The organism is Escherichia sp. WS1451 (assembly GCF_046487365.1).
GTDB lineage: Bacteria > Pseudomonadota > Gammaproteobacteria > Enterobacterales > Enterobacteriaceae > Escherichia > Escherichia coli.
This window is the reverse complement of record NZ_JBJQJP010000016.1, coordinates 79,983-101,395: the sequence shown is the minus strand read 5'-3', so window position 1 is coordinate 101,395 and position 21,413 is coordinate 79,983. Positions and strand designations below refer to the sequence as shown.

Annotated in this window: 19 protein-coding genes; 13 read left to right on the top strand and 6 right to left on the bottom strand. The window is 50.6% G+C overall.

Going from position 1 to position 21,413, the window contains the following annotated elements; all coding sequences use genetic code 11:
• Nucleotides 1-43 precede the first annotated feature (43 nt).
• The 3 genes from ACJHX7_RS19020 to potE all read left to right on the top strand — a co-directional run bounded on the left by ACJHX7_RS19020 (nt 44) and on the right by potE (nt 3,920).
• Nucleotides 44-148 carry a leader peptide SpeFL gene (locus tag ACJHX7_RS19020; protein ID WP_211180488.1) on the top strand — a complete coding sequence of 35 codons (105 nt, stop codon included), beginning with the start codon at nt 44-46 and terminating at the stop codon, nt 146-148.
• Nucleotides 149-405: 257 nt separating this feature from the next.
• On the top strand, nt 406-2,604 hold the full coding sequence (gene speF, locus ACJHX7_RS19015; RefSeq protein WP_094030165.1) for an ornithine decarboxylase SpeF: 2,199 nt from the start codon (nt 406-408) through the stop codon (nt 2,602-2,604).
• Nucleotides 2,601-3,920 carry a putrescine-ornithine antiporter gene (gene potE, locus ACJHX7_RS19010; RefSeq protein ID WP_000075831.1) on the top strand — a complete coding sequence of 440 codons (1,320 nt, stop codon included), beginning with the start codon at nt 2,601-2,603 and terminating at the stop codon, nt 3,918-3,920. Before speF ends, potE begins: the two co-directional genes overlap by 4 nt.
• Before the next feature lie 56 nt (nt 3,921-3,976).
• Here the strand turns inward: potE and pgm are convergent, their stop codons facing one another.
• Both pgm and seqA read right to left on the bottom strand, forming a co-directional pair.
• A complete protein-coding gene (gene pgm, locus ACJHX7_RS19005; protein WP_001361276.1) occupies nt 3,977-5,617 on the bottom strand; it encodes a phosphoglucomutase (alpha-D-glucose-1,6-bisphosphate-dependent) in 1,641 nt (546 codons plus the stop codon).
• Between the two features lie 25 nt (nt 5,618-5,642).
• Nucleotides 5,643-6,188 (bottom strand): replication initiation negative regulator SeqA, encoded by a 546-nt coding sequence (gene seqA / locus ACJHX7_RS19000; RefSeq protein ID WP_000848387.1) that lies wholly within the window; start codon nt 6,186-6,188, stop codon nt 5,643-5,645.
• A gap of 184 nt (nt 6,189-6,372) precedes the next feature.
• Between seqA and ybfF the strand changes: the two genes are divergently transcribed.
• The 5 genes from ybfF to fur all read left to right on the top strand — a co-directional run bounded on the left by ybfF (nt 6,373) and on the right by fur (nt 8,975).
• Entirely contained in the window at nt 6,373-7,137 is a 765-nt protein-coding gene (ybfF, locus tag ACJHX7_RS18995) for an esterase (RefSeq protein WP_000773282.1), read from the top strand.
• Between the two features lie 139 nt (nt 7,138-7,276).
• The gene (gene ybfE, locus ACJHX7_RS18990; protein ID WP_001300829.1) at nt 7,277-7,570 is read left to right on the top strand and encodes a LexA regulated protein; all 294 of its coding nucleotides are present in this window, start codon (nt 7,277-7,279) and stop codon (nt 7,568-7,570) included.
• 139 nt (nt 7,571-7,709) lie between these two features.
• The gene (fldA, locus tag ACJHX7_RS18985) at nt 7,710-8,240 is read left to right on the top strand and encodes a flavodoxin FldA (protein WP_001018618.1); all 531 of its coding nucleotides are present in this window, start codon (nt 7,710-7,712) and stop codon (nt 8,238-8,240) included.
• A gap of 209 nt (nt 8,241-8,449) precedes the next feature.
• Nucleotides 8,450-8,536 carry a fur leader peptide gene (gene uof, locus ACJHX7_RS18980; RefSeq protein WP_010380762.1) on the top strand — a complete coding sequence of 29 codons (87 nt, stop codon included), beginning with the start codon at nt 8,450-8,452 and terminating at the stop codon, nt 8,534-8,536.
• Nucleotides 8,529-8,975: a ferric iron uptake transcriptional regulator gene (gene fur, locus ACJHX7_RS18975; RefSeq protein WP_000131706.1), complete on the top strand. Its 447-nt coding sequence runs from the start codon at nt 8,529-8,531 to the stop codon at nt 8,973-8,975. The genes uof and fur overlap by 8 nt, the downstream gene beginning before the upstream one ends.
• Before the next feature lie 83 nt (nt 8,976-9,058).
• Here fur and chiQ read toward each other — a convergent pair whose 3' ends face one another.
• The 4 genes from chiQ to nagE all read right to left on the bottom strand — a co-directional run bounded on the left by chiQ (nt 9,059) and on the right by nagE (nt 15,102).
• Nucleotides 9,059-9,385 (bottom strand): ChiQ/YbfN family lipoprotein, encoded by a 327-nt coding sequence (chiQ, locus tag ACJHX7_RS18970; protein WP_075861910.1) that lies wholly within the window; start codon nt 9,383-9,385, stop codon nt 9,059-9,061.
• A gap of 49 nt (nt 9,386-9,434) precedes the next feature.
• Complete coding sequence (gene chiP / locus ACJHX7_RS18965; RefSeq protein WP_022645358.1) at nt 9,435-10,841, bottom strand: chitoporin ChiP; 1,407 nt, start codon at nt 10,839-10,841, stop codon at nt 9,435-9,437.
• Between the two features lie 447 nt (nt 10,842-11,288).
• Entirely contained in the window at nt 11,289-12,953 is a 1,665-nt protein-coding gene (gene glnS, locus ACJHX7_RS18960; RefSeq protein ID WP_001287164.1) for a glutamine--tRNA ligase, read from the bottom strand.
• 202 nt (nt 12,954-13,155) lie between these two features.
• Nucleotides 13,156-15,102: a PTS N-acetyl glucosamine transporter subunit IIABC gene (nagE, locus tag ACJHX7_RS18955; protein ID WP_075861912.1), complete on the bottom strand. Its 1,947-nt coding sequence runs from the start codon at nt 15,100-15,102 to the stop codon at nt 13,156-13,158.
• A gap of 332 nt (nt 15,103-15,434) precedes the next feature.
• Between nagE and nagB the strand changes: the two genes are divergently transcribed.
• From nagB to asnB, 5 genes are all read left to right on the top strand, one after another.
• Entirely contained in the window at nt 15,435-16,235 is an 801-nt protein-coding gene (nagB, locus tag ACJHX7_RS18950; RefSeq protein ID WP_001237072.1) for a glucosamine-6-phosphate deaminase, read from the top strand.
• 59 nt (nt 16,236-16,294) lie between these two features.
• Nucleotides 16,295-17,443 (top strand): N-acetylglucosamine-6-phosphate deacetylase, encoded by a 1,149-nt coding sequence (gene nagA / locus ACJHX7_RS18945; RefSeq protein ID WP_000271154.1) that lies wholly within the window; start codon nt 16,295-16,297, stop codon nt 17,441-17,443.
• An 8-nt stretch (nt 17,444-17,451) separates the two neighbouring features.
• Nucleotides 17,452-18,672 (top strand): DNA-binding transcriptional regulator NagC, encoded by a 1,221-nt coding sequence (gene nagC / locus ACJHX7_RS18940; RefSeq protein WP_000187594.1) that lies wholly within the window; start codon nt 17,452-17,454, stop codon nt 18,670-18,672.
• A gap of 47 nt (nt 18,673-18,719) precedes the next feature.
• Nucleotides 18,720-19,472 carry a ribonucleotide monophosphatase NagD gene (gene nagD, locus ACJHX7_RS18935; protein WP_000153129.1) on the top strand — a complete coding sequence of 251 codons (753 nt, stop codon included), beginning with the start codon at nt 18,720-18,722 and terminating at the stop codon, nt 19,470-19,472.
• A gap of 256 nt (nt 19,473-19,728) precedes the next feature.
• Complete coding sequence (gene asnB, locus ACJHX7_RS18930) at nt 19,729-21,393, top strand: asparagine synthase B (RefSeq protein ID WP_410231678.1); 1,665 nt, start codon at nt 19,729-19,731, stop codon at nt 21,391-21,393.
• Nucleotides 21,394-21,413 lie beyond the last annotated feature (20 nt).

Below are 21,413 nucleotides of genomic sequence, written 5' to 3'. Positions count from 1 at the left end.
TAGAATACCTTCACCTTCATTCACATCAGGAAAGGTAAATTAAATGGAAAATAACAGCCGCACTATGCCCCATATAAGGCGGACAACTCATATTATGAAGTTTGCTCATCGCAATAGCTTCGACTTTCACTTCTTCAATGCCCGTTAGTCTACCGACTAAGGGCACTTCAGCGTACAGGTCTTCCTGACTCTCTGTATTACAGGCATATGCCTGTATTCCGCAGTGCTCATTCTCTGTTAACCCTTGTATTATCAGCCACCGGACTGATAAGGGTTTCTGCATTCTGAAAAAAGCAAACTTCTGATTAATTTATCAGCGGGGTAACTTTGCTTTTTTTCCGGCACGATCGATTTCTCATTCGAGAAATTGAGGACCTGCTATTACCAAAAATAAAGAGTTGGAAAATGTCAAAATTAAAAATTGCGGTTAGTGATTCTTGCCCGGACTGTTTTACCACGCAGCGAGAATGTATCTATATTAATGAAAACAGTAATATCGATGTGGCGGCAATAGTTTTATCGCTCAACGATGTTATACGCGGAAAACTCGATGAAATCGATGCCACGGGTTATGGCATCCCGGTATTTATTGCTACTGAAAATCAAGAACGTGTACCCGCAGAGTATTTGCCCCGTATTTCGGGTGTCTTTGAGAATTGCGAATCGCGACGAGAATTTTATGGTCGTCAGTTAGAAACCGCAGCCAGCCATTATGAAACTCAACTGCACCCGCCCTTCTTCCGCGCACTGGTCGATTATGTCAATCAGGGTAACAGCGCGTTTGATTGCCCCGGTCATCAGGGCGGCGAATTTTTCCGTCGCCATCCGGCGGGGAATCAGTTTGTGGAATACTTTGGTGAGGCGCTGTTCCGTGCTGACTTGTGCAACGCGGATGTGGCAATGGGCGATCTGCTGATTCACGAAGGCGCGCCATGCATTGCACAGCAACATGCGGCAAAAGTGTTTAATGCCGATAAAACATACTTCGTTCTAAATGGCACTTCATCGTCTAACAAAGTGGTTTTAAACGCCCTGTTAACACCGGGGGATCTGGTGCTGTTTGACCGTAATAACCATAAATCTAATCACCACGGAGCGTTGCTACAGGCTGGCGCAACACCAGTTTATCTGGAAACCGCACGCAACCCGTATGGCTTTATCGGTGGTATTGATGCCCACTGCTTCGAAGAAAATTACCTGCGCGAACTGATTACAGAAGTCGCACCGCAGCGGGCAAAAGAGGCGCGTCCGTTCCGTCTTGCGGTTATTCAGCTAGGCACATACGACGGTACGATTTATAACGCCCGTCAGGTGGTGGATAAAATGGGTCATCTGTGTGACTACATCCTCTTTGACTCCGCATGGGTCGGCTATGAGCAGTTTATCCCGATGATGGCGGACTGTTCACCACTGTTGCTGGATCTTAATGAGAACGATCCGGGTATTCTGGTTACGCAATCTGTGCATAAACAGCAGGCTGGTTTTTCCCAGACTTCACAAATCCATAAAAAAGACAGCCATATCAAAGGGCAACAGCGTTATGTACCGCACAAACGCATGAACAACGCCTTTATGATGCATGCCTCCACCAGCCCGTTCTATCCGCTGTTTGCCGCACTGGATATCAACGCCAAAATGCATGAAGGTGTCAGCGGTCGTAATATGTGGATGGATTGTGTGGTAAATGGCATTAATGCCCGCAAACTGATCCTCGATAACTGTCAGCATATTCGTCCATTCGTACCTGAACTGGTGGATGGTAAACCCTGGCAGTCGTATGAAACAGCGCAAATTGCGGTTGATCTGCGCTTCTTCCAGTTTGTACCAGGTGAGCACTGGCATTCTTTTGAAGGCTATGCAGAGAATCAATACTTTGTCGATCCGTGCAAACTGTTGCTGACAACCCCAGGTATTGATGCACGTAACGGCGAATATGAAGCGTTCGGTGTACCCGCGACGATTCTTGCTAACTTCCTGCGCGAAAATGGCGTAGTGCCGGAAAAATGCGATCTTAACTCCATCCTCTTTCTGCTGACTCCGGCAGAAGATATGGCCAAACTTCAGCAACTTGCTGCTCTGCTGGTACGCTTCGAAAAACTGCTTGAGTCCGACGCGCCATTATCAGAAGTACTGCCTTCCATCTACAAACAGCATGAAGAGCGCTACACCGGTTATACCCTGCGTCAGTTGTGTCAGGAAATGCATGATTTGTATGCCCGTCACAACGTGAAACAACTGCAAAAAGAGATGTTTCGTAAGGAACACTTCCCACGTGTCAGCATGAATCCACAAGAAGCCAACTACGCCTATTTACGCGGTGAAGTGGAGCTGGTTCGTCTGCCGGATGCAGAAGGCCGTATCGCTGCAGAAGGTGCGCTTCCTTATCCTCCGGGTGTGCTGTGTGTTGTTCCGGGTGAAATCTGGGGTGGTGCTGTTCTGCGTTACTTCAGCGCTCTGGAAGAAGGGATCAACCTGCTGCCAGGTTTTGCACCGGAGCTTCAGGGTGTCTATATCGAAGAACATGATGGTCGTAAGCAAGTTTGGTGCTATGTCATCAAGCCTCGTGATGCGCAAAGCATCCTGTTGAAAGGGGAAAAATTATGAGTCAGGCTAAATCGAACAAAATGGGCGTCGTTCAGTTAACCATACTGACGATGGTCAACATGATGGGCTCCGGTATCATCATGCTGCCGACAAAGCTTGCCGAAGTTGGGACAATCTCAATAATCTCCTGGTTGGTGACTGCCGTAGGCTCAATGGCGCTGGCATGGGCATTCGCAAAATGCGGCATGTTCAGCCGTAAATCAGGTGGTATGGGCGGTTATGCCGAGTATGCTTTCGGTAAATCCGGTAACTTTATGGCGAACTACACCTACGGTGTCTCGCTGCTGATTGCTAACGTCGCGATTGCTATTTCGGCGGTTGGTTACGGCACCGAACTGCTCGGCGCGAGTTTGTCGCCAGTGCAGATTGGTCTTGCAACCATCGGAGTGCTGTGGATTTGTACCGTGGCTAACTTTGGTGGTGCGCGCATTACCGGGCAAATCAGTAGCATTACTGTGTGGGGGGTCATTATTCCGGTCGTCGGTCTGTGCATTATCGGCTGGTTCTGGTTTAGCCCGACGCTGTACGCTAACTCATGGAACCCTCATCATGTACCGTTCTTTAGCGCTGTAGGTTCCTCCATCGCCATGACGTTGTGGGCTTTCCTCGGTCTGGAGTCTGCCTGTGCCAACGCCGAAGTAGTGGAAAACCCGGAACGTAACGTGCCAATAGCAGTCCTTGGCGGTACGTTAGGTGCGGCAGTGATTTATATCGTCTCCACCAACGTGATTGCAGGGATAGTGCCCAATATGGAGCTGGCAAATTCAACGGCACCATTTGGCCTGGCTTTCGCACAGATGTTCACGCCAGAAGTGGGTAAAGTCATTATGGCGCTGATGGTGATGTCCTGCTGCGGTTCACTGCTTGGCTGGCAGTTCACCATTGCCCAGGTGTTTAAATCTTCATCTGATGAAGGCTACTTCCCTAAAATTTTCTCCCGTGTAACCAAAGTGGATGCACCGGTTCAGGGAATGTTGACCATTGTGATTATTCAGAGTGGATTGGCACTGATGACCATTAGCCCGTCACTGAACAGCCAGTTCAACGTGCTGGTTAACCTGGCCGTGGTGACCAATATCATCCCGTATATTCTGTCGATGGCAGCATTAGTTATTATTCAGCAGGTCGCCAATGTGCCACCGTCAAAAGCGAAAGTAGCAAACTTTGTTGCCTTTGTTGGTGCGATGTACAGTTTCTATGCGCTGTACTCATCCGGGGAAGAAGCCATGCTGTACGGTTCCATCGTGACCTTCCTTGGTTGGACACTGTATGGTCTGGTATCACCACGCTTTGAACTGAAAAATAAACACGGTTAATAAAGCAAAGTAAAAAAGGGCGATCTTCTGACCGCCCTTTTTCTTATTAAATGTGTTTACGCGTTTTTCAGAACTTCGCTAACAATCTCAACCGCTTCTTTCTCGATCTGCTTGCGATGTTCTTCACCGAGGAAGCTTTCGCAGTAGATCTTATATGCGTCTTCCGTGCCTGACGGACGCGCGGCGAACCAGCCGTTGTCAGTCATCACTTTCAGACCGCCAATAGAAGCACCGTTGCCCGGTGCTGCCGTCAGGCGCGCGGTGATCGGGTCACCAGCCAGGGTGCTGGCGCTCACCATTTCCGGAGACAGCTTAGACAGCGCCGCTTTTTGTGCGGAAGTCGCAGCTGCCTGCAAACGGTTGTAGCTCGGCGCACCAAAGCGTTTTGCCAGTTCGTTGTAGTGTTCCTGCGGATTCTTACCGGTGACAGCGGTGATTTCCGCCGCCAGCAGACACATAATGATGCCGTCTTTATCGGTGGACCACGGCGTGCCGTCGAAACGCAGGAAGGAAGCCCCTGCGCTCTCTTCGCCGCCAAAGCCGAAGCTGCCGTCGAACAGGCCATCAACAAACCATTTGAAGCCTACCGGCACTTCCACCAGCCTGCGGCCCAAATCATTGACCACACGGTCGATCATCGCAGAAGAAACCAGCGTTTTACCAACGGCAACATCTTTGCCCCACTGCGGACGATGCTGGAACAGGTAATTGATCGCCACCGCCAGGTAGTGGTTCGGATTCATCAAACCTGCCGGAGTGACGATACCGTGACGGTCATAATCCGGGTCGTTAGCAAACGCCAGATCGAACTTATCACGCAGTGCCAGCAGACCCGCCATCGCACACTCGGAGGAGCAGTCCATACGGATCGCGCCGTCTTTATCGAGGTGCATAAAGCGGAAGGTTTGATCGACCTGATCGTTAACGATGGTCAGGTTAAGGTTGTAATACTCGCCAATACGCTTCCAGTATTCGATACCGGAACCGCCCAGCGGATCAACGCCCAGCGTCAGGCCCGCTTTCTGAATCGCCGCCATATCAACGATATCGGCCAGACCTTCCACAAACGGCTGCACCAGATCCTGCTCTTTCACATGACCGGATGCCATCGCTTCGTCGAGGGAGATACGCTTCACGCCTTTCAGGCCATCGGCCAGCAGTGCGTTGGCACGATCTTCCACCACTTTAGTGACGTTGGTATCAGCCGGGCCACCATTTGGCGGATTGTACTTGATACCACCATCTTCCGGCGGGTTATGGGACGGTGTAATCACGATACCGTCTGCCAGTGGGCCACCTTTTTTATTGTGAACCAGGATGGCATTGGAAACGGCAGGCGTCGGAGTGAAGCCATTGTTTTCCTGCACAATAACATCAACGCCGTTCGCTGCCAGCACTTCCAGAACGGAAATGAACGCAGGTTCGGACAGGGCGTGAGTATCTTTACCCACATAGCAAGGGCCAGTGATGCCGTTTTTCGCACGTTCTTCAGCAATTGCCTGAGCGATCGCCAGAATATGCGGCTCGTTAAAGCTGTGGCGCGCTGCACTGCCACGGTGACCGGAAGTACCGAATTTCACCGCGTGCTCCGCATTCCCTGCTTCTGGTTTCAGTACATAATATTGCGCCGTCAGTTGGGCGACGTTAATCAAATCACTCTGTTGTGCAGGTTGGCCTGCACGGTTGTGGATAGCCATTGCTTTGTCCTTTGTCTGCAACGTTTTAGATAGTTCCGCAAACCTTCTCAATCAATTCCGCCGGGAATTGCATCGACTGCATGATGTGTTCGATCATGCTGCATTTACGGCCGGTGTTGGTGTTGGTGATCACCCAATACGGCGTACCAGGCACATGTTTCGGCTTGGTCTGATTACCATTTTTCAGCAGCGTTTGTTCATCTGCCGCAAAGTAAACGCGTGTACGACCGTGCAACGATTCCGTGGCCTCGGCAAACGCCTGGGCGTCAAGAGAATATAGTGTAGACAACAGCAGCATGAAGCGATTGACCGCTCGCTTTTGCTCTGCGTATTCATCCGAAAGCAAAAGTTCACGCATTGCGCGAACCTTGTCTTTAATCGTTTTGACCGGCTTCGCTTCGACGATAGCAGGTGACGCAACGCGAACCTCTTTCGTCACCGGAGCAGCAGGCTGTGATGCGGCGGAAAATTTCAACATACGCCGTAAAATGTCGGATGCGCTCTCGCCGATATGCTTAGTGTGGCTGGCAATATAGCTGTAGAGTTCATCATCAACTTCAATCGTTTTCATCTTAATCCAGTGCAGTGTCTTAGCTGAATACAAGTCGCCAGGAGTATATGAATAAATCCCGGCAGCGGATAGCGTCAAGCCTGGCTTGCAGAAAAACTCGGAATAAACCTTATTTGTTGCAGCCCTGTGGCACAATGGTCAACATAATACCCTAACCCGACAACGCGAAAAAAAGAACTTTGCCATGAAATTGAATATCCGCGCGCAAACTGCACAAAACCAGCACAATAATTCTCCCATCGTTCTTGTCCATGGTCTGTTTGGTAGCCTCGACAACCTTGGCGTACTGGCTCGCGATCTGGTAAACGATCACAATATCATCCAGGTTGATATGCGTAACCACGGTCTTTCACCGAGAGATCCGGTAATGAATTACCCGGCGATGGCGCAGGATCTTGTTGATACCCTGGATGCACAGCAGATCGACAAAGCAACATTTATCGGTCACTCCATGGGCGGTAAAGCGGTAATGGCTCTTACTGCACTAGCCCCCGATCGCATTGACAAGCTGGTGGCGATTGATATTGCGCCGGTCGACTATCACGTACGCCGTCATGATGAGATTTTCGCGGCCATCAACGCAGTCAGTGAATCAGACGCACAAACACGCCAGCAAGCAGCGGCAATAATGCGCCAGCATCTTAATGAAGAAGGGGTGATTCAGTTTCTGTTGAAATCTTTTGTTGACGGGGAGTGGCGCTTTAACGTGCCAGTATTGTGGGATCAGTATCCGCATATTGTGGGTTGGGAGAAAATCCCGGCATGGGATCATCCTACCCTGTTTATCCCTGGCGGCAATTCTCCGTATGTTAGCGAGCAGTACCGTGATGATTTACTGGCACAATTTCCACAGGCTCGGGCGCATGTGATTGCAGGCGCGGGTCACTGGGTCCATGCTGAAAAACCGGATGCGGTATTACGCGCTATCCGTCGCTATCTCAATGATTAACGCAACTGATTAAAAACCCAGCGTCCGCGTCGCTTTCCGCGCGTGGACGTTGGCGTGACTCCTCACGCTGATGTATTATGGCGCGCTATCCATCCGGGCAGAGGCCTGGCTGATTGTTTCCCCCGAAGTCACCAAGATCATGGCCAAAGAACAAACGGACCGTACGACATTAGATCTGTTCGCGCACGAGCGTCGACCGGGACGACCGAAAACTAATCCGCTTTCGCGCGATGAACAGCTGCGTATTAATAAACGCAACCAGCTAAAACGCGACAAAGTACGTGGCCTTAAGCGTGTCGAACTGAAGCTGAACGCGGAAGCTGTCGAGGCGCTGAACGAGCTGGCGGAGTCGCGCAATATGAGCCGTAGCGAACTAATCGAAGAGATGTTAATGCAGCAACTGGCGGCGCTGCGTAGTCAGGGCATCGTTTAAATTTCCACTTTCATGTAGCACAGTGTGCAGTCCTGCTCGTTTGCTGATTCCGCAAGACTGCCTGTTCTGCTATGATTGCCTTTATCCGTGGGCAATTTTCCACCCCCATTTCAATAAGTTTCAAGAGGTTATTTCACTCATGGCTATCACTGGCATCTTTTTCGGCAGCGACACCGGTAATACCGAAAATATCGCAAAAATGATTCAAAAACAGCTTGGTAAAGACGTTGCCGATGTCCATGACATTGCAAAAAGCAGCAAAGAAGATCTGGAAGCTTATGACATTCTGCTGCTGGGCATCCCAACCTGGTATTACGGCGAAGCGCAGTGTGACTGGGATGACTTCTTCCCGACTCTCGAAGAGATTGATTTTAATGGTAAACTGGTTGCGCTGTTTGGTTGTGGCGACCAGGAAGATTACGCAGAATACTTCTGCGATGCATTGGGCACCATCCGCGACATCATTGAACCGCGCGGCGCAACTATCGTTGGTCACTGGCCAACTGCGGGCTACCACTTCGAAGCGTCAAAAGGTCTGGCTGATGATGACCACTTTGTCGGTCTGGCTATCGACGAAGATCGTCAGCCGGAACTGACCGCTGAACGTGTAGAAAAATGGGTTAAACAAATTTCTGAAGAGCTGCATCTCGACGAAATTCTCAATGCCTGATGTGATACGGCGTAGACTCATGTCTACGCCGTATTAATAGATGATGCCAATCAAAATAATTGCTACAAATTTGTAACTTTTGCCGTTGTACCTGTACAATATCCCGGTGTTCAAGTGGCCTTGCCGTTGTAAATGTAAGCTATGCCACGTTTTTATTAACAATATTTGCCAGGGACTTGTGGTTTTCATTTAGGCGTGGCAAATCTATAATGATACGCATTATCTCAAGAGCAAATTCTGTCACTTCTTTTAATGAAGTGAACCGCTTAGTAACAGGACAGATTCCGCATGACTGATAACAATACCGCCCTAAAGAAAGCTGGCCTGAAAGTAACGCTTCCACGTTTAAAAATCCTGGAAGTTCTTCAGGAGCCGGACAACCATCACGTCAGTGCGGAAGATTTATACAAACGTCTGATCGATATGGGTGAAGAAATTGGTCTGGCTACGGTTTATCGCGTACTGAACCAGTTTGACGACGCTGGTATCGTCACCCGCCACAATTTTGAAGGCGGTAAATCCGTATTTGAACTGACACAGCAACATCACCACGATCACCTGATCTGCCTCGACTGCGGCAAGGTTATCGAATTTAGTGATGAATCTATCGAAGCGCGTCAGCGTGAAATCGCCGCAAAACATGGCATTCGCCTGACTAACCATAGTCTCTATCTTTACGGTCACTGCGCTGAAGGCGATTGCCGCGAAGATGAGCATGCACACGAAGGCAAATAAGCCAGCCTGAACGAGAAAAGCCAACCTGCGGGTTGGCTTTTTTATGCGAGGGAAATAAGAAAAGCGAGAGTTACAGCTCTCACTTATTTGTTATTACTGCGAATTTCCTGCCAGACCTTATCACAATCGGCTTTCACCGCCTGATCATTTCCGGTTTGCGTTGCGCGCAGACACTGCTGATAATCCAGTACGCGGACACTTTCCTGGTCGGCAAACTGCTGATGTTGTTTCTCTTTCTTCAGCACGTTTAACACGCTCTGGCAGGCTTCAATTTTTTCCGGCGAACCTTGCGCGGTGTTGATACAGGCGCTGTAAGCTTCTTTCAGACGACTGTCTTCCTGTGGCGCGGTTGATTGCGCACAAGCCACCAGCCCCAATGCCATCATGGCGATGAGAATCAGTTTTTTCATAGTAAATTCCTCAAACGTGCGGCAGGCACAAAACCTGCCGCGTCGGGCATCAGAAGATGGTGAATGGTGCGATTACCATAAACTTCACGTCACGCTCATCCTGGAAGATGTTGCCGTAACCACCGCCCCAGCTTGGGATGTCGGAGTGGTTGTCGTATTCGGTGAAGTGCAGTTTGAACATCGTGCCTTTGGCGCGGCCGTCCTGAATGGTGTACACCGCATCCAGGCTGTATGCAGATTCTTCAATAGTCCGGTTCTTGTCGTAGTACGCATCCGGATTGCTCTGCCAGGTAGCGGGTTTAGCGTCCCATGCGTAAACGTAGGAAGCGCCGATGGCAAAGCCTGGAAGATTCCAGTTTTTCAGGTCATACATCGCACCGAAGAAGACCGCTTTTTCGCCGTTGGCGTTGAAGTCAGAACGGTTATCCCACCAGATATCCAGGCGACCGTTTGAGGATGCGTAGGTTGGAGTCATACGTTGCAGGAAGTATCCCTGCTGACCATCAGCTTTAACCCAGGTGCCTTCGAGGCGCAAATCCACTACGTCAGCCGCCCGGTAACCAAAGGTCAACGCTTGCAGCCAGGCGGTGCCGTCATAAAGATCGTTGACGCTGCGATCGTCAACTTTATCGCGCGTACCGTAGAACTGGTAGCTGGTGGTTAACGGGCTACCGGCGATATCAAATTTGTAGCTGGCTTTGGCAAAGTATTGATCGATATACCCTTCCGCCTGACCAAATGCCGCTTCCAGTACGAAGTTATTTTTGAAGTCGTATTTCGCACCGATGGAGTGCAGATAATCAACTTTGGTAGTTTTATCGTTCTGATAAAACTCATCCATTTCCAGATGCCACGGTGCTTTGTATTCGTTGGTCCACATGTAGGAGAAACTCAACGCACCAGCATCGCCGTAATCAAAATTCGCCCCGGCCTCCGCCCCCTGATAAGTACCCGGCATAAAGCTCCAGTGTGGCGCTAACAGCGTCTGACCGGTTGGCTGAATATAACCTGCCCTCGCCCAAACCGGACCGTATTTAAATTTGGCCGCTGCTTTATACAGGCTTATACCGCTTTTATCGCCGGACCAGTCTTCGTCATAGGCTTTATTACTTTTTGAAAACGCGATTTCGTTCGGGTGAGAGCTGTCGCCGTTTTCCGCCATTTCAATCGCCGTAAACGCGGCAATATCAAGGCCGAACATATCAGCGGCATAGCCAGACTGAAAATCGAGATTAGCGTTCCAGGTGGAGTGAGAAAGGTTGGTTTTATATTTGTCGCCGTCGGTAACATCTTTACGGTCACGTTCACGCTGCCAGTAATAGATACCGCCGGTTAAGGTTGAATCTTCGAAGAATCCTTCGGCGCGAGCCTCTGGCATTGCCACAAAGCCCGACATAGCTGTAACACCGGCGATAGCCAGCGCCAGCGTACTACGTTTGCCACTAAACGCACGCATGGGTTAATCCTCTTTGACGTATAAATTGCTGCACCAAAGGTGAACAGCGAAAAAAATAAAAATTAAAAAAGTAGCGTTGAGAAAAGTCTCGCTGACTACAGGAACAGACTATTTTTCGCGACGCGAATTATCAATCTCTTTCTGTAACCAGAATGTAAGAACATGAGCAACCGCACATATTTTGATGATTTTTGTTACAAGGCTTAAGTTGTAGTTGAAAGGCTTGCAGAAGAATAAAAGCGTGAATTTCCAGCAAGATGAAAACGGTTACATTTTACTTAATTATGGTTTGTGATTTTAAATTTGTTTTCTGGATAAATTGCGAAGCGGAATTAATTCGCGAAGAAAAGCAGAAAAAAACGCCGCAGAGCGCGGCGTTTGGGATTGTTTGCATATTTCTTGCCGGATGCGGCGTAAACGCTTCACCCGGCCTGGTAGAACTTAAAATTACTCGCCAACTTTCGCCCAGGTATCACGCAGCCCAACGGTGCGGTTAAATACCGGTTTTTCCGCCGTAGAATGGCGGCTGTCGAGGCAGAAATAACCTTCACGCTCAAACTGGAATGCTTTACCCGCTACCGCGTCTTTCAGAGACGGTTCAGCAAAGCCCTGTTTGATCACCAGCGATTCCGGGTTAATCACCGACAGGAAATCATCCGCAGCACCAGGGTTCGGCACGCTGAACAGACGGTCATACAAACGGATTTCAACCGGCAGCGCATGTGCCGCGCTCACCCAGTGGATAACACCTTTCACTTTACGACCATCTGCCGGATCTTTGCTTAAGGTGTCGGCGTCATAAGTACAGAAGATGGTGGTGATATTGCCTTCGGCATCTTTCTCCACGCGTTCTGCCTTAATGACGTAAGCATTACGCAGACGCACTTCTTTACCCAGCACCAGACGTTTGTACTGCTTGTTAGCTTCTTCGCGGAAATCGGCGCGATCGATCCAAATCTCACCGCTAAATGGCACCTGGCGGCTGCCCATTTCCGGTTTATTCGGATGGTTCGGCATGGTAACCATTTCGCCTTCGCCTTGGTAGTTTTCGATAACCAGTTTCACCGGATCGATAACCGCCATTGCGCGCGGCGCATTTTCGTTGAGATCTTCACGGATGCAGGATTCCAGCGACGCCATCTCAATGGTGTTGTCCTGCTTGGTCACGCCGATGCGTTTGCAGAACTCACGAATAGAAGCTGCAGTGTAACCACGACGACGCAGACCGGAAATGGTCGGCATACGCGGGTCATCCCAGCCTTCAACGTGCTTGTCGGTCACCAGCAGGTTCAGCTTACGCTTGGACATCACAGTGTATTCCAGATTCAGGCGCGAGAATTCGTACTGGCGCGGGTGAACAGGAATGGTGATGTTGTCCAGCACCCAGTCGTACAGGCGACGGTTGTCCTGGAACTCAAGCGTACACAGAGAGTGCGTAATACCTTCCAGCGCATCGCTGATGCAGTGGGTAAAGTCGTACATCGGGTAGATGCACCACTTGTTGCCAGTCTGGTGGTGTTCAGCAAACTTAATGCGGTACAGCACCGGATCGCGCATCACGATAAATGGCGACGCCATGTCGATCTTCGCACGCAGGCAGGCTTTACCTTCTTCAAAACCGCCGGTACGCATTTTCTCGAACAGCGCCAGGTTCTCTTCAACGCTGCGGTCGCGGTACGGGCTGTTTTTACCCGGCTGCGTCAGGGTGCCGCGGTATTCGCGGATCTGTTCCGGTGTCAGTTCATCAACGTACGCCAGGCCTTTATTGATCAGTTCGATCGCATAGGCGTGGAGCTGATCAAAATAATCGGAGGAGTAACGGACGTTACCAGACCAGTGAAAACCTAACCACTCAACGTCGTTTTTGATCGACTCAACATACTCGATATCTTCTTTTACCGGGTTAGTGTCGTCGAAACGCAGGTTGCACTGGCCTTTATAGTCCTGGGCGATCCCGAAGTTCAGGCAGATAGATTTCGCATGGCCAATATGCAGATAGCCATTCGGCTCCGGCGGGAAACGGGTGTGTACTGTGGTGTGCTTACCACTGGCCAGATCTTCATCGATGATCTGACGAATAAAGTTAGTCGGGCGGGCTTCTGCCTCACTCATCGTGGATTCCTCAAAGCGTAAACAACGTATAACGGCGTATGATCTTATAAGCGGGACAGGCTGACAACTGTTAGTTAGTGAAAATCGAAAATCTCACTGAGATTATGGGGATGATTGATGAAAAAAAAAGCGACAGAGAAGATCTCCACCGCTTGTCATTGTTGGATGCGACGCTCAAGCGTCGCATCAGGCATAAAGCAGATTACTTTTTGATTTCATACAGCGGCGTTTGACCCGCCACGACATGGCCCTGAGCTTTAATGATCAAGCCGCTGAAATCGTCGATATTGCTGCAAACCACCGGGCTAATCATCGAGCGGGCGTTTTCGTTCAGATAATCCAGATCCATTTCCAGAATCGGTTGCCCTGCGCTTACTTGCGCGCCCTCTTCCACCAGACGTTTAAAGCCTTTACCTTCCAGCGCTACGGTGTCGATACCCATATGGACGACAATCTCCGCGCCTTTTTCAGTTTCCAGGCAGAATGCGTGGTTGGTGTTGAAGATTTTCACGATAGTCCCTGCGGCTGGTGATACGACGATTTTATCTGTCGGTTTCACCGCCACACCGTCACCCACCGCTTTGCTGGCGAATGCTTCGTCAGGAACCTGATCCAGTGCCACAACATCACCGGTAATCGGCGATACCAGCTCCGCGATAGATACTGCGTTTGGTACAGCCTGCGGTTTTGCTACAGACGCGGCAGTTGCCGGAGCAGTTTCAGCAGAGGCAGCGGCTACCGGACCGCGGGCAACGACTTTCTTCATCGCATCGCCGATGGATTCTGCTTTCGCGCCAACAATCACCTGAATAGTCTGTTTGTTCAGTTTCACTACCCCAGAAGCACCCAGACGTTTACACATCGCATCGTTAACGCGGGCAGAGTCAGCCACTGTAAGGCGCAGACGGGTGATACAGGCGTCAATTGCTTTCAGGTTGTCAGTGCCGCCAACCGCAGCAATATAGTTGGTTGCCAGTTGATTGAGACCTTCTTCCGTGTTGCTGTTAGCCTCTTCAGTAACGATCTCGTCTTCTTTATCTTCACGACCCGGCGTTTTCAGGTTGAACATGCGGATAACCAAACTGAACACCACGAAGTAGATAGCGAAGAAGACAACCCCCATCACCAGCAGCATCCAGACGTTCTGGCTGGCGGCCGGCAGGTTATACATCAACGCGTAGTCGATAGCCCCCGCAGAGAAAGAGAAGCCGGCATGGATACCCAGCAACGTTGCCACAAACAGGCTGATACCGGTCAGCAGTGCGTGCAGGAGGTACAGCAGCGGTGCAAGGAACATGAACAGGAATTCCAGCGGCTCAGTCACACCGGTCAGGAACGCAGTAACAGCAACAGAAAGCAACATCCCGCCAACCATCGGACGGCGCTCTTTCGGTGCTGCGAAGTACATCGCCAGCGCCGCACCCGGCAGACCGAACATCATGATCGGGAAGAAGCCGGACATGAACATCCCCGCGGTGCCGTCACCGGCATAGAAGCGGTTGATATCACCGTGGAAAACCGTACCCGCCGCGTTGGTGAATTCACCAATCTGGAACCAGGCGATGGTGTTCAGCACCTGATGCAGACCGGTTGGGATCAGCAGACGGTTGATGAAACCAAAGATACCGGAACCCAGCGCGCCCGCAGAAACGATCCACTCGCCGCCTGCATGGATAGCGTGCTGTACCGGCGGCCAGACGTAACCAAAAATGGCCGCCAGCACCAGGCAGAAGAAGCCGGTGGCAATCGGCACAAAGCGTTTGCCGCCGAAGAAACTCAGGAAGTCCGGCAGTTTAATATCGGACCAACGGTTATAGGCTGCGCCACCAACCAGACCGGTAATGATACCCGCCAGTACACCCATGTTAATTTCTGGGTTGATGGTCACCATCGCTTTGGTTAACACAAAGTAACCTACCGCACCCGCCAGTGCCGCCGCACCTGCGCTGTCTTTCGACCAGCTGGATGCCACACCGATGGCGAAGATTAATGCGAGGTTATCAAAAATCGCACCGCCCGCCTGGGCAATAAACGCAACGTTAAGTAAATCTGGCTGACCGAATCGCAGCAACAGCGCCGCCACCGGCAGCACCGCGATAGGGAGCTGTAACGCCCTACCGAGTCGCTGGAAAAAACCTAAAATATTCATCTTATTCCCCCTACGAGAACCCTATTTGGCTCGTTTAAAGCCGTATTTTTATTTTGCTGCAAATTGTACTGCCGATGTTCTGTAATCAGATTGTTAGATCATCTGCTACAGAGTGTGTGAAAATTTAATTCGTATCGCAAATTAAACGCGTGTCTTTTGTGAGTTTTGTCACCAAATATCGTTATCATCACTCCCTTTTACTGGCTAAACCAGAAAACTTATTTTATCATTCAAAAAATCAGGTCGGATTGACGCCTGTCTGCGCAAATCCAGGTTACGCTTAAAGATGCCTAATCCGCCAACGGCTTACATTTTACTTATTGAGGTGAATAATGAGACTGATCCCCCTGACTACCGCTGAACAGGTCGGCAAATGGGCTGCTCGCCATATCGTCAATCGTATCAATGCGTTCAAACCGACTGCCGATCGTCCGTTTGTTCTGGGCCTGCCGACTGGCGGCACGCCGATGACCACCTATAAAGCGTTAGTCGAAATGCATAAAGCAGGCCAGGTCAGCTTTAAGCACGTTGTCACCTTCAACATGGACGAATATGTCGGTCTGCCGAAAGAGCATCCGGAAAGCTACTACAGCTTTATGCACCGTAATTTCTTCGATCACGTTGATATTCCAGCAGAAAACATCAATCTTCTCAACGGCAACGCCCCGGATATCGACGCCGAGTGCCGCCAGTATGAAGAAAAAATCCGTTCTTACGGAAAAATCCATCTGTTTATGGGCGGTGTAGGTAACGACGGTCATATTGCATTTAACGAACCGGCGTCTTCTCTGGCTTCTCGTACTCGTATCAAAACCCTGACTCATGACACTCGCGTCGCGAACTCTCGTTTCTTTGATAACGATGTTAATCAGGTGCCAAAATATGCCCTGACTGTCGGTGTTGGTACATTGTTGGATGCCGAAGAAGTGATGATTCTGGTGCTGGGTAGTCAGAAAGCACTGGCACTGCAGGCCGCCGTTGAAGGTTGCGTGAACCACATGTGGACCATCAGCTGTCTGCAACTGCATCCAAAAGCGATCATGGTGTGTGATGAACCTTCCACCATGGAGCTGAAAGTTAAGACTTTAAGATATTTCAATGAATTAGAAGCAGAAAATATCAAAGGTCTGTAATTGTTATCCCTGCCCTGGCTCCTTGCTCAGGGCAATATTTTTTAAAATCGGGGGTCAGAATGTATGCATTAACCCAGGGCCGGATCTTTACCGGCCACGAATTTCTTGATGACCACGCGGTTGTTATCGCTGATGGCCTGATTAAAAGCGTCTGTCCGGTAGCGGAACTGCCGCCAGAGATCGAACAACGTTCACTGAACGGGGCCATTCTCTCCCCCGGTTTTATCGATGTGCAGCTAAACGGCTGCGGCGGCGTACAGTTTAACGACACCGCTGAAGCAGTCAGCGTGGAAACGCTGGAAATCATGCAGAAAGCCAATGAGAAATCAGGCTGTACTAACTATCTGCCGACGCTTATCACCACCAGCGATGAGCTGATGAAACAGGGCGTGCGCGTTATGCGCGAGTACCTGGCAAAACATCCGAACCAGGCGTTAGGTCTGCATCTGGAAGGTCCGTGGCTGAATCTGGTAAAAAAAGGCACCCATAATCCGAATTTTGTGCGTAAGCCTGATGCCGCGCTGGTCGATTTCCTGTGTGAGAACGCCGACGTGATTACCAAAGTGACTCTGGCACCGGAAATGGTTCCAGCGGAAGTCATCAGCAAACTGGCAAATGCCGGGATTGTGGTTTCTGCTGGTCACTCCAACGCGACGTTGAAAGAAGCGAAAGCCGGTTTCCGCGCGGGGATTACCTTTGCCACCCATCTGTACAACGCGATGCCGTATATTACCGGTCGTGAACCGGGCCTGGCGGGCGCGATCCTCGACGAAGCTGACATTTATTGCGGTATTATTGCTGATGGCCTGCATGTTGATTACGCCAACATTCGTAACGCTAAACGTCTGAAAGGCGACAAATTGTGTCTGGTTACCGATGCCACCGCGCCAGCAGGTGCCAACATTGAACAGTTCATTTTTGCGGGTAAAACAATATACTACCGTAATGGACTTTGTGTGGATGAGAACGGTACGTTAAGCGGTTCATCCTTAACCATGATTGAAGGCGTGCGTAATCTGGTCGAACATTGTGGTATCGCACTGGATGAAGTGCTGCGTATGGCGACGCTCTATCCGGCACGTGCGATTGGCGTTGAGAAACGTCTCGGCACGCTCGCCGCAGGTAAAGTAGCCAACCTGACTGCATTCACACCTGATTTTAAAATCACCAGGACCATCGTTAACGGTAACGAGGTCGTAACTCAATAAGAGAAAGTATGACACCAGGCGGACAAGCTCAGATAGGTAATGTTGATCTCGTAAAACAGCTTAACAGCGCGGCGGTTTATCGCCTGATTGACCAGTACGGGCCAATCTCGCGGATTCAGATTGCCGAGCAAAGTCAGCTTGCCCCCGCCAGCGTAACCAAAATTACGCGTCAGCTTATCGAACGCGGGCTGATCAAAGAAGTTGATCAGCAGGCCTCCACCGGGGGCCGCCGCGCTATCTCTATCGTCACCGAAACCCGCAATTTCCACGCAATCGGCGTACGGCTTGGTCGTCACGACGCCACCATCACTCTGTTTGATCTTAGTAGCAAAGTGCTGGCAGAAGAACATTACCCGCTGCCGGAACGTACCCAGCAGACGCTGGAACATGCCCTGCTTAACGCCATTGCTCAGTTTATTGATAGCTACCAGCGCAAACTGCGCGAGCTGATCGCCATTTCCGTGATCCTGCCAGGACTTGTTGACCCGGACAGCGGCAAAATTCATTACATGCCGCATATTCAGGTAGAAAACTGGGGGCTGGTAGAAGCACTGGAAGAACGTTTTAAAGTGACCTGTTTTGTCGGCCACGATATCCGCAGTCTGGCGCTGGCAGAGCACTACTTCGGTGCAAGTCAGGATTGCGAAGACTCCATTCTGGTGCGTGTCCATCGCGGAACCGGGGCCGGGATTATCTCTAACGGGCGAATTTTTATCGGGCGCAACGGCAACGTCGGTGAAATTGGCCATATTCAGGTCGAACCGCTGGGTGAACGCTGCCACTGTGGCAACTTTGGCTGCCTGGAAACTATCGCCGCCAACGCTGCCATTGAACAACGGGTGTTGAATCTGTTAAAGCAGGGCTACCAGAGCCGCGTGCCGCTGGACGACTGCACCATCAAAACTATCTGCAAAGCCGCGAACAAAGGCGATAGCCTGGCGTCGGAAGTGATTGAGTATGTCGGTCGTCATCTGGGCAAAACCATCGCCATTGCCATCAACCTGTTTAACCCGCAAAAAATTGTTATTGCCGGAGAAATCACCGAAGCCGATAAAGTGCTGCTCCCTGCTATTGAAAGCTGCATTAATACCCAGGCGCTGAAGGCGTTTCGTACTAATCTGCCGGTGGTACGTTCTGAGCTGGATCACCGCTCGGCAATCGGCGCTTTTGCGCTGGTAAAACGCGCCATGCTCAACGGTATTTTGCTCCAGCATTTGCTGGAAAATTAATGTGCTTTTATAGTGGCGCTTATTGTTGTCAATATTCTGGGTAGTCCATGACCATTAAAAATGTAATTTGCGATATCGACGGCGTGCTGATGCACGATAACGTCGCCGTACCGGGTGCAGCGGAATTTTTGCACGGGATTATGGATAAAGGCCTGCCGCTGGTGTTGCTGACCAACTATCCTTCGCAGACCGGGCAAGATCTGGCGAACCGCTTTGCCACTGCGGGTGTCGATGTGCCGGACAGCGTGTTTTATACCTCCGCGATGGCGACCGCCGATTTCCTGCGTCGCCAGGAAGGCAAGAAAGCGTATGTGGTGGGCGAAGGCGCACTGATTCATGAACTGTACAAAGCCGGTTTCACTATTACCGATGTGAACCCTGATTTTGTGATTGTTGGCGAAACGCGTTCCTACAACTGGGACATGATGCATAAAGCAGCCTATTTCGTCGCTAACGGTGCACGCTTTATCGCCACCAACCCGGACACCCACGGGCGCGGTTTTTATCCGGCCTGTGGCGCGTTGTGTGCAGGGATCGAAAAAATCTCCGGGCGTAAACCGTTCTATGTTGGTAAACCGAGTCCGTGGATCATCCGCGCGGCATTAAACAAAATGCAGGCGCATTCGGAAGAAACGGTGATTGTCGGCGATAACCTGCGTACCGATATTCTGGCGGGCTTCCAGGCGGGTCTGGAGACGATTCTGGTGCTTTCTGGTGTTTCATCGCTCGACGATATCGACAGTATGCCGTTCCGCCCAAGCTGGATTTACCCGTCGGTCGCTGAAATCGACGTTATCTGAATAGCAACCACGCCTCAGGGCGTGGTTTCTTATTTTTAGCCATCATTAAAATCATCCTATTCAATAAAACCCGTCAAAAATTATCGATCCATCAATAAATACGCCACCACACCCTATCCTTTTTCACAAATCAGCAATCGCCATTACGTTTTTTATTTTTCCACCGCCAAATCGCTTGCGCACCGTGCTGCTTTGCGGCATTTTTTTAAACAAGCAAACACAACAAGCAACAAATACCAGGTTAACGGAGAAGGTTATGTGTTCAATTTTTGGCGTATTCGATATCAAAACAGACGCAGTTGAGCTGCGTAAGAAAGCACTCGAGCTGTCACGCCTGATGCGTCATCGTGGCCCGGACTGGTCCGGTATTTATGCCAGCGATAACGCCATTCTCGCCCACGAACGTCTGTCAATTGTTGACGTTAACGCAGGGGCGCAACCTCTCTACAACCAACAAAAAACCCACGTACTGGCGGTAAACGGTGAAATCTACAACCACCAGGCACTGCGCGCCGAATATGGCGATCGTTATCAGTTCCAGACCGGATCTGACTGCGAAGTGATCCTCGCGCTGTATCAGGAAAAAGGGCCGGAATTTCTTGACGACTTGCAGGGCATGTTTGCCTTTGCCCTGTACGACAGCGAAAAAGATGCCTACCTGATTGGTCGCGACCATCTGGGGATCATCCCACTGTATATGGGCTATGACGAACATGGTCAGCTGTATGTGGCCTCAGAAATGAAAGCCCTGGTGCCGGTATGCCGCACGATTAAAGAGTTCCCGGCGGGGAGCTATTTGTGGAGTCAGGACGGCGAAATCCGTTCTTATTATCATCGCGACTGGTTCGACTACGATGCGGTGAAAGATAACGTGACCGACAAAAACGAGCTGCGTCAGGCACTGGAAGATTCCGTTAAAAGCCATCTGATGTCTGATGTGCCTTACGGTGTGCTGCTATCTGGTGGCCTGGATTCCTCAATCATTTCCGCTATCACCAAGAAATACGCCGCCCGTCGCGTGGAAGATCAGGAACGCTCTGAAGCCTGGTGGCCGCAGCTGCACTCCTTTGCTGTAGGTCTGCCGGGTTCACCGGATCTGAAGGCAGCCCAGGAAGTGGCAAACCATCTGGGCACTGTGCATCATGAAATTCACTTCACTGTACAGGAAGGTCTGGACGCCATCCGCGACGTGATTTACCACATCGAAACCTATGATGTGACCACTATTCGCGCTTCAACACCGATGTATTTAATGTCGCGTAAGATCAAGGCGATGGGCATTAAAATGGTGCTGTCCGGTGAAGGATCTGATGAAGTGTTTGGCGGTTATCTATACTTCCACAAAGCGCCGAATGCCAAAGAACTGCATGAAGAGACGGTGCGTAAACTGCTGGCCCTGCATATGTATGACTGCGCGCGTGCCAACAAAGCGATGTCAGCCTGGGGCGTGGAAGCACGCGTTCCGTTCCTCGACAAAAAATTCCTCGACGTGGCGATGCGCATTAACCCACAGGATAAAATGTGCGGTAACGGCAGAATGGAAAAACACATCCTGCGTGAATGTTTTGAAGCGTATCTGCCCGCAAGCGTGGCCTGGCGGCAGAAAGAGCAGTTCTCCGATGGCGTCGGTTACAGTTGGATCGACACCCTGAAAGAAGTGGCGGCGCAGCAGGTTTCTGATCAACAGCTGGAAACTGCCCGCTTCCGCTTCCCGTACAACACGCCGACGTCCAAAGAAGCGTATCTGTACCGCGAGATCTTTGAAGAACTGTTCCCGCTTCCGAGCGCCGCTGAGTGCGTGCCGGGCGGTCCTTCCGTCGCGTGTTCTTCCGCTAAAGCGATTGAGTGGGATGAAGCGTTCAAGAAAATGGACGATCCGTCTGGTCGCGCGGTTGGCGTTCACCAGTCGGCATATAAGTAAGAAATGCGAAACAGCCCCGG